Raw genomic sequence first — 14635 nt, forward strand, 5'->3', positions numbered from 1 at the left:
GTAATTTTTTACCCGATAAACATCGTCAATACTGGATGAAGGTTAGTGAATTTTCTCCTTTCGGTAGTTTAAAGGTGATGCACCAAATTTCTCCTTAAATACCCTGCTGAAATGAGAACTGTTCTCAAATCCGCTTTCGGACATGATTTCGCCGATATTTTTTCTGGTGGTATCAAGCATCAGCTGGGCAAAATCCAGTCTTCTGTCCATAAGCCATTTCGCAGGCGTCGTGTAAAACAGACTTTTAAACTCCCGTTTGAACGTGGCAAGACTGCGATTCGCGATCTTGGCATACTCCGTCAGCGAGAGATTATACATATAATTCGCTTCCATCACTTCAAAAAGTGACGTTTTGTGATGGTCTGCCAATTTGTTCAGATAAGAAACCAGAAGCTGATTTTTACGATTGCCCAGTATCGAGAAAACCAGCTGACGAAACTGCTGTTCAAGAACATCCTCCGCGGGTATCGGTTTCCCCGAAAAAGTCGAAAACATCAGGTCTTGAAAATCCTTTGAAATCTCATTGATATCCAGCTGAATAACCTGCTCCATTGCATGTCCGCCCATCGTCTGCACCTTGCCATATCTTAAATAATCGCAGATAAGCCGCCTGAGATAAGCATCAGGAATATAAATATTCATGGAACGCCAGCCTTCATTCAGATATAACTCCTGGTTATACGCGCCCTTTTTAAAAAAATAACAATTGCCCTCTTCCAGCAACCAGGACTTGCCGGGCCGATGGATTATTTTTTTCCCGTCAATGATAAAAGCAATAATGTTATAGTGTGTAAAAATATCAACGCGTTTCACCGCCTGCGGACAATCACAATAGACAAAAGTCATCCCTTTGCAGCTGAATTGCTTATACGCCTCAGGCTTATATTTCAGAAATTCATATCCATTAATCATAGCTGTAAATATTAGATCAGGTAATGAATACAAGTCTGAGAAGTTTCACTGTGCTGTCGGCTGTCAATATTCCATAAACTTCTGTTTTTCAGAATCCTTAAATCAAAAATAAACCTTTTATTTCACTAACTCTTTGCTGTGAGGGTCAAAAAATTGACTATGAGGATCAAGTTTTCAAATGGTCGGGTTTATTTATTAAACGTGTGATTTTTTAAGCCTCATCCCCTCCGACGAACTTACGAATCAGCGATTTTTCTCATCAATGTTTCAAAGGGACCGTTCCGGAAATACCGCGACCATAATTTGCTGAAGTAAAAACTTACCAGAAAATAGAAAACTGAGAAAATCAGAATCCAGACGGGACTAACAAACTCGTTTTCGTATGTATTAACCGAATAACTTCTGTTCGAAAAAACTCCCAAAAGTGCCATTCCGATAGTCAAATGAAGAATGTAGTGCGTTAGCGTCATTTGACCGGTTGAAGCCAGATCCCTTGCGAATGAATTTTCTGAGACTTTGTTACCTAAAAACATAAAACCGGCAATCAGCATAAATCCAAACCCCGTGGTGCTCAGAATAAATGGCAGAAAAGGCGGCAGATAATTTGCGTTGATGAAATATTGCAGATCGTCACGCATGGGAATGTGTCGAGATAAAACTTGAACAATTCCAATACTGGTATACAAAAGCAAACCGGTAAGAAAAAGGCGATATCGGGTTTGGGCTTCTCTGAAATTTAGCCTGCCCAGAAACATCCCCAAAAAGAAATAACTGATCCACGGAAAAACAGCATTCCATCCATTGTAAAATGTGTTTCGAAGAAAACCGGCTATCGTATAGAAATCATTGTAGTGCAGCGTTTCAAAATTCCATCCGGTTTCAAAAGGCACGATCGCCAAAAGCAAGTGGAATATAATGACTGCCCCGATGGCGGCAAAGAGATAATATTTCTTGTCGGAGAACAAAACAAAAACCGCGATATGCATGTAGATACCGTAAAAATGCAGAATGTCCGCCAGCCACCATACGTTCAGTATGAGCCCGGTTATCAGCAAAAAATTGGCTCTTTTTCGGATCGTAGCTCTGATTGTCATTTTTTCAACAGCAGCATAGTCTACCCTGTTCGTCATCAGAGACATACCCATGCCTGCCAGGATAACAAAAAGCGTACTGGAATTCCCGTTGAATGAGGATAGGAATTGTCCGGCAAAACCGGATTTCTCCGGTGTTCCAAACACGATATTAAAATTTACGATGAACATGCCCAATATGGCGTATGCTCGGGCCAGGTCAAAACCGATTATTCTCTGTTTCAAAATTACGATGATTTAAATTTCATCGAATTTCCGGTTAAGATTCTGCGGATTAATTGACTTAAGTCAAATAATCCGCTACATTTTTGCCCTTACCCTGCTGAGCGTTTCAAGTGAAATACCCAGATAGGAGGCAATGTAGGTTAGCGGTACATTTTGGATCACGTGCGGATCTTTTTGAATCAGCAGCCGGTAACGCTGTGTCGCATCCATGGTCTGAAACTGAAACAACCTGTTTTCAAGCCACATGGCGTAATATTCCGTCATTAGTAAATCGAGCGCTGTTAGTTTCGGATATTGCTGTTTTGCTTTTTGAAATACGGCATAATCTGTCACCGCAACTGTTACATCCGTAACTGCCTGAATAAATTCCCTGCCAGGTGCCTGCAAACAATAACTATCAAACGCAACAGCGATATCGCCTGCAAAAATCAATTCCGTTGTGATTTCCTTTCCATCATGGAGATAATACTTCCTGACTATCCCGGATTCTACCAGATAACTCTTCTTACAAACATCGCCTTGCCGCAGCAAAAAATCCCCTTTTTTAAAAACCTTTGCAACCGAGCAATTTTCCAAAACGTTAGCCGTCTCCATGTCCAGCCGCTCAATGAAATCGGTTATTTTATCAAGATATGCGCTCATAAGCCGTTTTGCCAGTTGGGTTCCGCTCAAATATATCACATAACCCGAAACATTACCTATCAAATTCAGGATATTGTCGGTTAAAGCGGATACAATACGCCGGTGAAGCAAATCATAATTAAAACTGTAATAATTAACCCTGCAATAAAAATACCGAATGATTCCCGGCGGAATTTCTTCATCAATATTGGTAGTGAAGAGGTTGATAAATCCCCTTCCACAGACTCAATTCTCCTGACATAATGTGCGCAGGCAATGTGTGCAAATACACTGACAACGGACAAGGTGTAATATGGAATAAAAAAGAGTTTTTCGGGATAACGTACTGCCACACCGGAAGCAAAATAAAAGTCGGGATCAATTTTCCAGACATATCGCGCCATCAGAACTGCCCTCACATGGTTGATCATAAAAAAGGAAAGATATAATCCGCTGATTACCTGAACAATTTCATAGAAGGATTTCTTGAAAAATCCGGCCCGGAATATCAAAAAAATACCGCTTGCGATCTGAAAAAGTACGCATAGGAGCAAAAAAACTTCTACTGGCGGAAAACGATAAATATGCCGCAGCAATTTCATGACCGCTATGTGCACAGAAGGACCTGCAAGCGCAAACAAATGGTTGGTCAAATGCAAAAGCAAAAATACAGAAAGTGATAAGCCACTCAGCCGGTGCAGCTTTTTTAACACAGGTCTCATGTAGGGGGATTTTTTAAATAATTACAAATCAATAACGGCGTCAGCGATTAGAACAGCACCTATTCAGTCTTCTGAAACATATCATACCGTTAATGGCCGGTTGCTTTTTCAGGATATTCGGCGGTGTAACCTTGCCGGCCATTTTTGATAATAAAAAGCAGCAAAATCCGCGTTGGACGATCTTTTAGATTATTGGCAGCAAGCGAGTGCAGCACATTTCTTTTCTCATAAAACATTTCACCGGTACGATACACAACAGGACTTTGATGGTCCAACCCGATCTGAACCTCACCGTCGATTACATATCCAAAAAGATCGCAATCGTGCCTGTGGCTGACGGTGTCTTGAGCACCGGGCGCGATTGTCAATACGGATGATTCGAGTTTGTAGTCTTTAAGAGCCGGGTCTGATAAAAATTCAGATCGAACAGACTCAAATGATAAGGGCGGTTTTTTAGCAGCATTGTCGCCGGCGTGCTTATGCTGCCCGAATGCAAATGAAACAGTAACAAAAAATAATAAAAATTGACAGGAAAGTGCTCGTTGCATCGTGTTTATGGTTTAATTTATAAATCAAATATATACAGTTACAAAACTTTGCAAATAGGCCACAGATGATTAAGCCGCTAGTCCAGAATTAACTGAAAGATGATCGACCTGAGTAAATTCATTACCATTGATAAGCCTTCTACGCAGCCGGTTTACCTGCAAATTGTAAATCATATCATTTCACTGATAAAAAGTGGCGTGCTTTTGCCGGGAGTAAAAATTCAGCCTTCACGAGACTTGTCGAAAATGCTGAATGTTCATCGCAATACCGTTGTGGCGTCTTACAATGAACTTCATGCGCAGGGATGGATTACGGTCAGGGCCAGAAAGGGATGTTTTATCTCCCCCACTTTACCCGATTTAAACCCGGTTCTGCTCAAACCGGATCAGGAAAAACGTGCCTCCTATCCCGGCCACACTTCTTTTGCCATTGACTACAAATTAAAAAATGAATTGCTCCAGCAATATCCCTCAGGCGTATCCAAATATGTTTTTAACGAAGGTTTCCCGGATGTTCGCCTCACTCCGTTAAAAGAACTGCTTCGGGAATACCAGGTCATCGGGAACCGAAAAAGTGCCAGAAAACACCTTTCATATTCCACCAAAGAAGGTTCGCTTCGTTTGCGTGAAGAACTGGTAAAAATGCTCCGCCAGTCGCGGGGCCTCAATATTGAAACAGACAATATCCTGATCACAAAAGGAGCGCAAATGGCCATTTATCTGACGGCATCACTGCTTCTCAAACCCGGTGATCATGTGATTGTCGGCGAACCGAGTTATTTCATTGTCAACGCGATGCTGGACCGTTTGGGAGCCCGCATTTGCCGCGTACCCGTTGATGAGCACGGCATTGACGTAGACGCCGTCGCCAGGCTTTGTGAAAGCACACCGATCAGAATGATTTATGTGATTCCCCATCATCACCATCCGACTACGGTAACGCTTTCGGCTGATCGCAGGTTAAAGCTGCTGGATATTGCTGCGCAATACAAGATCGCTGTGATAGAAGATGACTTCGATTTTGATATCCATTACGAAAACCGTCCAACACTGCCCATGGCAAGTTCGGATCAGCATGGAAGTGTTATTTACATCGGCACCCTGACCAAGATATTCGCTCCTACAATCCGGTTGGGTTATGTTGTTGCCCCGCAAAATTTCATCCGCCTGATAGGCCAGCACCGGGTAATGGTTGACTTGCAGGGAGACAACTTACTGGAAGAAGCCATGGCCGAATTATTCGTCAATGGTGCGATTGAACGGCACCTCAAAAAAATCAGAAGTCTGTATAAGGAACGCCGCGATCTGTTATGTAAAATGCTATCGGAACAATTGCCCGGCATTGCAAACTTCACCATACCGCAAGGCGGTTTGTGTTTATGGGTTACGTTTAAAGGTGTGGATACAAAAGCGATTTCGAAAGAAGCATTACGGAACGGACTTTTCATCCGAGATGGCAAAAATCACAACCCGCCTGATAAGGATTTAAACGCGATGTGTATTGGATTTGCCTCTATGAATCCGGAGGAATTGCGGGAGGCCGGTCAAATTTTAATCGATGCCGTATTGTCGTGTATGGATAAAGGTTAATGTGATTTCTGTTTCGGAAAGCCGGTTTCCGCCCCTCGTTCACCTTTTGTATACCTGCTATATGGGTCTGTGTACTTCTTGTATACCCCTAAAAGTAGGACAAAACTCCTGCCTGTATTACGTTTGCATTGTCTTGTCGGGAGACTCAAACGACTAATAAAAAAGTCTTCTGCCCGGTAGTTCCCTTACTCAAATATTAACGTCATTTCCCGTGATTACTAAAATTTTATGGTCCGTAATCGGACTTAACACTGTTGCGCTGGTCATTGTTACCGTTTATTTTTTTATTGAAACCGCCGACAGAAATCTGCGCGAGCAGGAAGGCGGCTGGACGACCATTTTATTTATTCTCGCCGTCGCGGTGATTCTGCTGGCCGCCGTCCCCTTGCGTATGAGCCAGTCCACTTTCAGTCTTTGTTTTTCAGCTTTTTTCGCCTTCCTCCCTTTGGGCATTTGGCTTTACAATGTGGCCGGCGATAAACTTTCCGCTATAAAAAAACAACCCAGCCAAGCAGAATTCTATTTCAAAGATAAAACACAGCGCAGTATTGCCACAGCCATCGAAAATGGCGATACTTCCCTGGTTCAGGAACTGATTAAGGGCCAGGATCTGAATATCCAGGGCAACCGCGTGTGGGATGCCGACGGATTGAATTACCTTCAGTTTGCCATCCGTTTGAGACGTGGACAGAATTTCAAGGGAGACACCGCGGCAAATTCGTCGATTATAAGGCTTCTGGTTAAAAATGGTTCGGCAACAACCCGCGCCTTGGCAGAGGGTATAACAGGCCTTCCGCTTGAAATCAGTGCGCTGTTGCTGGATTCGGGCGCCGACCCCAATACTTATGCTTTTGTCTATGATCATGCCCTGTTATTTTCAGTAATCGGAGCTACGAGCCAGGATGTGGATGCCGCTATTCTGCTGGTCAAAAAGGGTGCCCGCCTGGATGTGTTAAACCAGTATCAGCTAACTCCGCTGATGTATGCGGCCAACAATTCAGGCACCAGTGCGCACTGGTTTGAAACCTGGCGATTTGTCCGTTTTCTATTGGAAGAACAGCACGTCGATTACAGTTTCACAAATCGTGATGGTAACAATTTTGAAAAAATCATAACATCTATACAGGTGAAAGCCAAGGCCGAAAATATAACGATGCCTTCTGATTTCGGTTGGATCGTAACCTTCCTCGACAAGAATCAAAAGTAAGCAACCGCAGCAAACCATAATGAACCTTAAAATAACCTCACTGATGTTATCCGCCGCAAGTCTTCTGTTCACTTCGTTTTTCGTCAATACAAGCCCGCCTGAAAAACCAATTGACAGGGCCTGGTGGGACGCATTGACAGACGAATGGAAAAACATTTTACTGATCAATCAGAGCTTTTCCCGGCAGCAAATCAATATTTATACGATTCAAAAAGAATATATCAACAGGTTAAACACCCGTGATGAACAATCGCTTTCTGAAATGAACACCTCATTATATGATTTACATGAAGCTGAACAATTCGGGCTGAGTTATCAGGATATGTATGCACGGGCAATTCGGAGAAACCATTTGATTCCTCACGATCAAATCGACCTCGAAACGCTGGAAGAACTGGACACACTGTACATGGTTAACGGTCCAGGCGATCTGTCGCCACTGACCAAACTTCCAAATCTTCGCGTACTGATCATAAACTACTGCGGGATTGGCTACAATATCCCCATAAAAGAACAAATACTGGATTTGACACCCTTGAAAAACCTGAAAAAATTACGGGTATTACATTGTGCATCGAGCGCTGTAAGATCACTGGAACCGATCCGGAACCTGACAGATCTCGAAGAATTGGTCTGCGATAACACAAGTATAAAAACACTTTCTCCGCTCAGAAAATTAACAAATTTGAGGATATTGTCTTTTGGATCAAACGTAGCAGGTACAGCTGACATCGGCCATTTGGTTAATCTCGAAGCATTATACATCAAGGGCAGCAAACCACTTTCCGGTGTTTCTAAATTGAAGAAACTGAAAAAGCTCTCGATTGCCGAAAATGAACTGTCCATTGTAAATCCCGATTATCGCTACAACGATATCAGGTTCCTTGAAAATTTTGAAGAACTGACATTTTTGGATATGCAGCACACCAGTTATCACGGGACTTTGCACGCTCTGTCTGAGTTAAAAAATCTGAAAGCAGTAACACTTCCCAGGGCTCCGGGCGCAGAAGTTTCGGTATTTAAGCAGAGGAACCCGAACTGCCTGATTACTAATTTATTTACATTCGAAAACTAACAAAACATATGATATTTAAACTCATCAAATGGCTTTTTAAAACCTTGTTTCTGATCATCGGTTCGCTGCCTTTGTTTCGCTGTTTTTCCGGCAATAACGATAAGGTTAAGTTTAACGGCAAAGTCATTACCGACAAAAATTTCATTGTCCTCAACAAGCAGTTTGCCAAGGATGCTACAACGGCTTATTACAAATCACGTGCCTTCTCCTATGCCGATGTCCCAACATTTGAAGCCGTGGACGATCATTATGCAAAGGACAAAAATGCTGTTTACTATTGCGACGAATACCGCGAAGGCCAGAATTACTACCTAACGAAAAAACAGACCATTGTCAATCTGGAAAATGCCGATCCGGTCTCTTTTATCAGTTTGGAATATGGTTATGCCAAAGACAATCAGCGGGCGTGGTTTGAAGGAAAACATTTTAAAGTTGAGGACATTACCTCTCTGGCCATTATCGACTACCATTTTTGTAAGGACGATAAAATGGCTTACCTGAACCGCCATCCGATCAAGGAAAGTCAGGGGAAAACGTTTGAACTTATGGACAGGAATTATGCCCGGGATGCGGCTAATATTTACTATTATGGCTATACCGGCGAGGGGCAAAACAATATCTGCATTTTGCCATGTCACAGAGAATCGTTTGAAATCATTGATGACCGCTATTCCAAAGATCAGACAAATGTATTTTTTCTTGGTTTTAAATTGAAGAGCGCGGATGGGTCAACATTTCAGGTACTGGCGGAAGATTATTCAAAAGATCAGCATACTGTATTTTTTCGGGAACGTAAGGTAACGGATGCAGATCCGAAAAGCTTTGAAGTGTACGAGGAAAACGGAATGTACGGCCACGATTTCAACTTTGCCAGAGATCATCAGTCCGTTTTCATGGATGATAAAAAGGTCAGCGGTGCCGATATGGCTACATTTACGGTTTTAGGCGAGAACTATGCGCGCGACAAAAACCATGTTTATTACAAAACCAACATTGTGAAAAATGCTGTCCCGGCAAGTTTCCGGGTTTATCCGCACGATTTCGGCAATGCGGATGCAGAAGATGCTCTAAACAAATACCATGAAGGAAAAAAAGTGACAGATGATTAAAATCCGCCACTTTTTCCGCGATCTTAATCATCCTGACCCTTAGCCCATCGGCGTACAAATTTCGATCAGAAAACCATCCGGATCTTTCACATAAGCCACAACCTGGCCCCAAGGTTTTGTTTTACTTTTTTCGACGGAAACAGCACCCGCTTTGATGGCATCGGCATATGTTTTTTCCACATCCGCCGCTGCAAACCCTATTTCAATCCCAAAAGGTTTTCCGCCTGGCGAACTTTCAACGAAACCTTCTGACAAGTTGGTTTTGGCCAGTTCTGTTGAAGCAAAGGAAAGCGTGGTGTCGCCTGTGATCAGCTCACCATAGTCATTACCGGGAGCAATAAATTTCCGTTCAAAACCAAATGCATTTTCATAAAACGTTATCGACTTGGTCACATCCTGTACGTAGAGGATGGTGTAGGCAAATTTTATCATCTTAGATAGGTTATTAAAATATCCCGTTAAAAATAAAAACTCTGTATCACCCGCAAAAGTATGACGGCAGAAGATATGATCCCTTGGAAAAAAACGACAAAATCAGAGTTTTGTGGGTGCTTCACCCGTATACTTTTTGATCTCGTTGGTAAGATGGGCATGGTCGTAGTAGCCACAGTCAAAAGCAATCTGCGCCAAGTTTTGTCCCAGGTTATTGTTTTGAATAAGGGGTAAAGTACATTGATAACGAACAAGATTCAGGAATTCTTTGGGACTGACGCCGATGTATTGCTTAAAATTCCTTTCCAGTTGCCTGACCGTCGTGCAATGCCTTTCCGCCAGTAATCCGACATTCATCAGCCCCTTATGATTTTGGATATCCGTTACGATGTTTAACAACTGATTATTGGGCTTGCCAAGTTTGGCAAGAAAAAACTGATCGAGATAGATTCTTCCGTCAGTTTTCGTTTTTTTTAGATCTGGCGAAAGCGCCTCGTCAAACTCCAACGTCTGGTCCGTTATTTCGTGCAGTGAGGCAAATTTATAAAACGACAAAAACGCGGCTGGTTTAAAACGGATGCCCAACAATTCCGATTCGGGGTTTAGGCTGCTTTCTTTGAAACGCGTCATTGTACCTACCAGATAAGTCTTTTCGTTTTGCAACGTTAAACTGCCATTTTCTGCTCTGCAATCCGCTCCCAAGTTCAGTATAATATCAACACAGCCATCCGGTAATATTTTTTCAGTTTGTATTTTATTTGCATCACCAGTCGCGATCCAGTAGGCATCAATATAATCTGCCAGTGCAGGATGGGGATTATATTGCCTGTATGCCATGGATAATATCTGTTAAATTCAAGCCTTCAATTTTAGCGAAATTTCACCAAAATTGCTATTCATCCGCGTGGTCAAACGGGCAATCATTAGCAGCCGTGTGAACCATCCGGTTTTTCGTTGATTTAATTATGTTTATCTTGATAAATAATATCACATTTCCTGTCGATCTATGAGAAAAACAATACTCCTGTTATTGTTGAGTGTTTTTACAATTTCTGCTGTTACTGCACAAAACAAAAACCCTAAACACCGGACCATTGTCACTACGGATGGTGAAGTGGACGATGTCGACTCGTTTATCCGGTTGTTATTGTATTCCAATGAGTTTGATATTGTCGGTCTGGTATACAGCAGTTCGCAATGGCATTACAAAGGTGATGGAAAAGGGACGATGTTTACCTCGGAAATGGAAAATACGGCTAAACGTTATGGAAACCGCCCCGATTTACGTTGGCCGGGAACCACCTGGATGCAAAAATATGTCGCGGAATACGCAAAGATTTATCCCAGTCTGATTAAACATGCCCAGGGTTACCCGTCGCCTGACTACCTTTCCGGGATTATCAAAACGGGAAATATTGATTTTGAAGGAGAAATGAAACGGGATACCGAGGGATCCGATTTTATCAAAAAAATTCTGCTCGACAATAACCCTGCTCCGGTTTATCTTCAGATCTGGGGAGGAACCAACACCGTAGCGCGGGCTTTGAAATCAATCGAAGAAGAATACAAAAACAGCGCAGACTGGAAATCCGTTTATCAAAAGGTTTCCCGGAAAGCAATCATTTATGCGGTCCTCGATCAGGATGCTACATACCGGAAATATGTGGCATCCAATTGGCCAAATATCCGCGTGTTATACAATTCGGATCAATTTTGGAGTTTTGCTTATCCATGGCCGATGGTTGTTCCCAAGGAGCTTCAATCGTATCTGAGAGGACCGTGGTTTGCCGAAAACATCAGGTTCAATCATGGTCCGTTATTGGAAAATTATTATTTATGGGGCGATGGAAAACGCATTGACGGCGACCCCGAACATACGCACGGAGATATGGCAGAAGCGACGAAAAATGGTTTCACTCAATATGACTTCATCTCGGAAGGCGACTCCCCTGCTTTCTTTTACCTGGTCGATGTGGGCTTGCGAAGCCTGGAAGATGGCTCCTATGGCGGATGGGGTGGCAGGATGTTAAAGCCTGCAAAAAATCCATTCCGATGGGAGGATGGGAAACATGTTACTGATTTTAATCCCTACACAAAAAAGAATGACGCCGCTTATCCTCAGGTCCGCTGGGTTGATGTCCTGCAAAATGACTTCGCTGCCCGCGCCGACTGGTGCGTGAAGGAATATAAAGACGCCAACCACGCACCGGTCGTCAAATCCGGTTCGGAGGATCATACCGCACGTCCGAAAGAAGTGGTGAAACTATCAGGAAACGCCACAGATCCTGATGGCGATCAGTTAAGTTATCGCTGGTGGCAATATGAGGAAGTCGGGACCTATAAAGGCAAAGTAACAATCGAAAATCCATTGGCGGCCAACACATCGGTTATTATACCCGATGACATTCAAAAAGGCCAGACGATCCACATCATCCTGGAAGTGTCCGATTCGGGCAACCCTAAATTGACCAGGTATCAGAGAGTCATTATCACAGGCAAGTAACAAAATACCGACGCGCCATTTTAAGAGGAGTATTTATACTGTATCAGTGTAAATATTCTTCCCCCTGTAAAAGCAGACTTTCCTGTATTCTTTTTACCAGACTGACGATGGAGTCGTCACGGTCCTTACGTGTGCAGGCGTACCAGCTGCGGTTTCCGGTATCGGAGAGGAAACGAAGACTCGTAAGTCCGTCGGTCTTTTCATATTGCCTGGCCGCCCACGCCGCCATAACGGTAACCCCCATGCCATACCGCACCATTTCCACAATGGCTTCGGTCAACGGAACCTGAATAATTTCCTTCGGCGACAGACTGCTCACAAAACCTTTGGTCAAAAGACTATCGCTGCTGCCGGCCTGATAAGCAATAAGTGTTTCGGAATGAAGATCTGAAAACTCCACCGGTGTATTCCGGATCGCGAGCGGATGCTGGGAAGAAAGCAAAACCACCATTTCGTCGTCAAAAAGCGGATCAAAATGTAACTTCGGGTCAGTAGAAGACCGGCTGACGATAGCCAGTTCCAACCGTCCTGATTCAAGATACTCCATCGGCAGACGTGTCGCATCAGCAACAATCTGAACCGTGATGTGCGGATAATCCTTCTTAAAATCGGCAAGCAAGGGCGGCAGCCAGTGATAACAGGTATAACATTCTGTACTGATACGAATGGTTTGAAATTTACCGGACCGCATTTCCTTCAATGAGGATTCCAATTCTCTGATTACCGGCAAGATCTTTTCAGATCCCGCGACGATCTTGTGCCCAGCCTCACTCAACACAAGTTTCTTGCCTACACGCAAAAACAATTTAAGCCCGGCCATCGCTTCCAAATCCCTGATCTGATGGCTCAGCGCAGATTGTGTGAGGTTCAACTTTTCCGAAGCCTTGGTAACCGAGCCTTCGGAGATAATTTTTTCGATGATGTATAAATGTTGAAGGGTCAACATAGTCGTATTATTCATGAATAATATTCATCAAAAATACGAAAATAATTCATTTTACTCATATTTAATTAACCATTACTTTTGTATCGAACCATTTGACAAACAGACATGAAAATTCAAAGATTATCCTGGGCAGGTCTAAAAATAGAATCGGACGGACAGATTCTTCTTATCGATGCCGTAGAAAATTTTCAGGGAAGAGGCGCTTCCATAGGCCCGGACAATCCGTTTTTGTTTAGTAACGATACCAAAGCCCATGTGATTTTATTGACCCATTTGCATTCTGACCATTACGATAAAGAACTGATATTGAATACACTTCGCACTGACGGCCAACTGATCAGCTCTGATACCGTTACCAATGAACTGATTCAGGATGGACTTAATCCCCTGGGACTATCGCTCGGACAGTCACATGTGATCGGCAATTTTACCGTTACGCCCGTTTTTGCCATGGACGGTATTGGCGACAAGCAGGTTTCCTGGGTTATTGAGGATGCAGAGCACCGTATTTTGCATGGCGGCGATACGATCTGGCACAATCAGTTTTGGAATATCGGCCGGAAATATGAGCATTTCGACGCCGTTTTTCTCCCGATAAATGGTGCTGTGGTGAACATTCCAGGCCTTGCTTACAGTCCTGTACCCATTACATTAACGCCATTTCAGGCTGTCGCGGCAGCTAAATTGGTGAATGCCGAAACGCTGGTTCCAATACATTACGGGTTCAACCGTCCGGGCTTTTACGATCAGTATCCAAACATGGAAAAAGAGCTTCCGCAAACGGCGCAGGAACAACAGTTGAACGTAACAACACTGGATCCTGGCGATTTTCTTGCATTAAAAAACGAATTGAAAGTCAGCTGAACTGCCTGCATATCCATCCGCTTTACTGCCAGTCCCTGAACAACTTTGACCTGATCCCGTCAAAGTTGTTCAGGGATTTTTTATTTCTTTCGTACAAAAAAACGGCCTCGTTCTTTATTTCGATACACGCACCGATTCAAGAAAATCAATTCTTTTTTGTCATTCCCTGAATTTTCTATTAATATTGATACTTAATTAATCATTTTATTGATACTTTAAATATCAATATTGATTACCAGCACATTATACACACCAAGTAACTGGTAAATTCTGTGAAAAATCGACAACTACTTAACTTATGACCGTATGGAAGACATCAAACTGATCCCTGATAAAATAAATGTTATCGTGCGTTTGTGCTGCTATAATTATGCAAGCAAAGTGGAAACACCGGACGTAGTCCGTTTTGAGCTGCACACCATGTGTGACGTTCCTATCTTGACTTTCATATTTCAGAAACCGGGCGAAGTTGTCGTCGTTCCGGTGAACTTCCGGACGGTTGCCACCTGGCCGAAAGCCAAAAAACTGACGATCAAATTACAACAATTTGATCTGAGAAAAGATGTACTTTTATCTGAAAAAACGATAGTTCTGAACGAAGAAGATACACACACCATTCAGCAGGCGAGATGGGAGCAGCAGAAAATGCGAAAACGCCAGATCGACGCTATTGCCGACTTTATCTATTCTGATTATATCGGATTTGCGGGTTTATCGGAAGTATTTTAAAAAATTTCTACACGAACCTCTCCGCTCCGGGATCAAACAACGTTTAATAAAAAACTTCTGT

Annotated in this window: 15 protein-coding genes; 7 read left to right on the plus strand and 8 right to left on the minus strand. The window is 43.0% G+C overall.

Annotated elements, in window-relative coordinates; all coding sequences use genetic code 11:
* Positions 1 to 42: 42 nt before the first annotated feature.
* The 5 genes from M1L62_RS18095 to M1L62_RS18115 all read right to left on the minus strand — a co-directional run bounded on the left by M1L62_RS18095 (position 43) and on the right by M1L62_RS18115 (position 4119).
* Positions 43 to 912 (minus strand): AraC family transcriptional regulator, encoded by an 870-nt coding sequence (locus M1L62_RS18095; RefSeq protein ID WP_254561024.1) that lies wholly within the window; start codon positions 910 to 912, stop codon positions 43 to 45.
* A gap of 236 nt (positions 913 to 1148) precedes the next feature.
* Positions 1149 to 2228, minus strand: coding sequence for a DUF418 domain-containing protein (locus tag M1L62_RS18100; protein ID WP_254561025.1), 1080 nt, complete (start codon positions 2226 to 2228; stop codon positions 1149 to 1151).
* 75 nt (positions 2229 to 2303) lie between these two features.
* The gene (locus M1L62_RS18105) at positions 2304 to 2870 is read right to left on the minus strand and encodes a Crp/Fnr family transcriptional regulator (protein ID WP_254561026.1); all 567 of its coding nucleotides are present in this window, start codon (positions 2868 to 2870) and stop codon (positions 2304 to 2306) included.
* An 80-nt stretch (positions 2871 to 2950) separates the two neighbouring features.
* Entirely contained in the window at positions 2951 to 3571 is a 621-nt protein-coding gene (locus M1L62_RS18110) for a succinate dehydrogenase/fumarate reductase transmembrane subunit (protein ID WP_254561027.1), read from the minus strand.
* Positions 3572 to 3660: 89 nt separating this feature from the next.
* Complete coding sequence (locus tag M1L62_RS18115; protein ID WP_254561028.1) at positions 3661 to 4119, minus strand: cupin domain-containing protein; 459 nt, start codon at positions 4117 to 4119, stop codon at positions 3661 to 3663.
* Between the two features lie 99 nt (positions 4120 to 4218).
* Here M1L62_RS18115 and pdxR point away from each other — a divergent pair, with 99 nt between their 5' ends.
* The 4 genes from pdxR (at position 4219) to M1L62_RS18135 (ending at position 9100) form a co-directional block, all read left to right on the plus strand.
* Positions 4219 to 5709: a MocR-like pyridoxine biosynthesis transcription factor PdxR gene (gene pdxR / locus M1L62_RS18120; RefSeq protein ID WP_254561029.1), complete on the plus strand. Its 1491-nt coding sequence runs from the start codon at positions 4219 to 4221 to the stop codon at positions 5707 to 5709.
* 211 nt (positions 5710 to 5920) lie between these two features.
* Entirely contained in the window at positions 5921 to 6916 is a 996-nt protein-coding gene (locus tag M1L62_RS18125) for an ankyrin repeat domain-containing protein (RefSeq protein ID WP_254561030.1), read from the plus strand.
* Positions 6917 to 6935: 19 nt separating this feature from the next.
* On the plus strand, positions 6936 to 7991 hold the full coding sequence (locus M1L62_RS18130) for a leucine-rich repeat domain-containing protein (RefSeq protein WP_254561031.1): 1056 nt from the start codon (positions 6936 to 6938) through the stop codon (positions 7989 to 7991).
* Positions 7992 to 7999: 8 nt separating this feature from the next.
* Complete coding sequence (locus tag M1L62_RS18135) at positions 8000 to 9100, plus strand: DKNYY domain-containing protein (protein ID WP_254561032.1); 1101 nt, start codon at positions 8000 to 8002, stop codon at positions 9098 to 9100.
* Positions 9101 to 9139: 39 nt separating this feature from the next.
* Here M1L62_RS18135 and M1L62_RS18140 read toward each other — a convergent pair whose 3' ends face one another.
* The gene (locus M1L62_RS18140; RefSeq protein ID WP_254561033.1) at positions 9140 to 9532 is read right to left on the minus strand and encodes a VOC family protein; all 393 of its coding nucleotides are present in this window, start codon (positions 9530 to 9532) and stop codon (positions 9140 to 9142) included.
* Positions 9533 to 9634: 102 nt separating this feature from the next.
* Positions 9635 to 10369, minus strand: a complete 735-nt coding sequence (locus tag M1L62_RS18145; protein WP_254561034.1) for an AraC family transcriptional regulator — start codon at positions 10367 to 10369, stop codon at positions 9635 to 9637.
* A gap of 169 nt (positions 10370 to 10538) precedes the next feature.
* On the opposite strand from M1L62_RS18145, the gene M1L62_RS18150 reads away from it, so the two are divergent.
* Entirely contained in the window at positions 10539 to 12035 is a 1497-nt protein-coding gene (locus tag M1L62_RS18150; RefSeq protein WP_254561035.1) for a DUF1593 domain-containing protein, read from the plus strand.
* Positions 12036 to 12078: 43 nt separating this feature from the next.
* Here M1L62_RS18150 and M1L62_RS18155 read toward each other — a convergent pair whose 3' ends face one another.
* Positions 12079 to 12996: a LysR family transcriptional regulator gene (locus M1L62_RS18155; protein WP_254561036.1), complete on the minus strand. Its 918-nt coding sequence runs from the start codon at positions 12994 to 12996 to the stop codon at positions 12079 to 12081.
* Between the two features lie 90 nt (positions 12997 to 13086).
* Here M1L62_RS18155 and M1L62_RS18160 point away from each other — a divergent pair, with 90 nt between their 5' ends.
* Both M1L62_RS18160 and M1L62_RS18165 read left to right on the plus strand, forming a co-directional pair.
* Positions 13087 to 13845 carry an MBL fold metallo-hydrolase gene (locus M1L62_RS18160; protein ID WP_254561037.1) on the plus strand — a complete coding sequence of 253 codons (759 nt, stop codon included), beginning with the start codon at positions 13087 to 13089 and terminating at the stop codon, positions 13843 to 13845.
* 306 nt (positions 13846 to 14151) lie between these two features.
* A complete protein-coding gene (locus M1L62_RS18165) occupies positions 14152 to 14574 on the plus strand; it encodes a hypothetical protein (protein WP_254561038.1) in 423 nt (140 codons plus the stop codon).
* Positions 14575 to 14635 lie beyond the last annotated feature (61 nt).

The organism is Dyadobacter diqingensis, assembly GCF_024220585.1.
Lineage (GTDB): Bacteria > Bacteroidota > Bacteroidia > Cytophagales > Spirosomataceae > Dyadobacter > Dyadobacter diqingensis.

What these genes read in the sequence shown, in the direction of transcription:
- M1L62_RS18130 (WP_254561031.1), top strand. Translation starts at nt 6,936, where the DNA reads ATGAACCTTAAAATAACCTCACTGATGTTATCCGCCGCAAGTCTTCTG.
- M1L62_RS18165 (WP_254561038.1), top strand. Translation starts at nt 14,152, where the DNA reads ATGGAAGACATCAAACTGATCCCTGATAAAATAAATGTTATCGTGCGT.
- M1L62_RS18135 (WP_254561032.1), top strand. Translation starts at nt 8,000, where the DNA reads ATGATATTTAAACTCATCAAATGGCTTTTTAAAACCTTGTTTCTGATC.
- M1L62_RS18095 (WP_254561024.1), bottom strand. Translation starts at nt 912, where the DNA reads ATGATTAATGGATATGAATTTCTGAAATATAAGCCTGAGGCGTATAAG.
- M1L62_RS18140 (WP_254561033.1), bottom strand. Translation starts at nt 9,532, where the DNA reads ATGATAAAATTTGCCTACACCATCCTCTACGTACAGGATGTGACCAAG.
- M1L62_RS18105 (WP_254561026.1), bottom strand. Translation starts at nt 2,870, where the DNA reads ATGAGCGCATATCTTGATAAAATAACCGATTTCATTGAGCGGCTGGAC.
- M1L62_RS18145 (WP_254561034.1), bottom strand. Translation starts at nt 10,369, where the DNA reads ATGGCATACAGGCAATATAATCCCCATCCTGCACTGGCAGATTATATT.
- M1L62_RS18150 (WP_254561035.1), top strand. Translation starts at nt 10,539, where the DNA reads ATGAGAAAAACAATACTCCTGTTATTGTTGAGTGTTTTTACAATTTCT.
- pdxR (WP_254561029.1), top strand. Translation starts at nt 4,219, where the DNA reads ATGATCGACCTGAGTAAATTCATTACCATTGATAAGCCTTCTACGCAG.
- M1L62_RS18160 (WP_254561037.1), top strand. Translation starts at nt 13,087, where the DNA reads ATGAAAATTCAAAGATTATCCTGGGCAGGTCTAAAAATAGAATCGGAC.
- M1L62_RS18110 (WP_254561027.1), bottom strand. Translation starts at nt 3,571, where the DNA reads ATGAGACCTGTGTTAAAAAAGCTGCACCGGCTGAGTGGCTTATCACTT.
- M1L62_RS18115 (WP_254561028.1), bottom strand. Translation starts at nt 4,119, where the DNA reads ATGCAACGAGCACTTTCCTGTCAATTTTTATTATTTTTTGTTACTGTT.
- M1L62_RS18155 (WP_254561036.1), bottom strand. Translation starts at nt 12,996, where the DNA reads ATGAATAATACGACTATGTTGACCCTTCAACATTTATACATCATCGAA.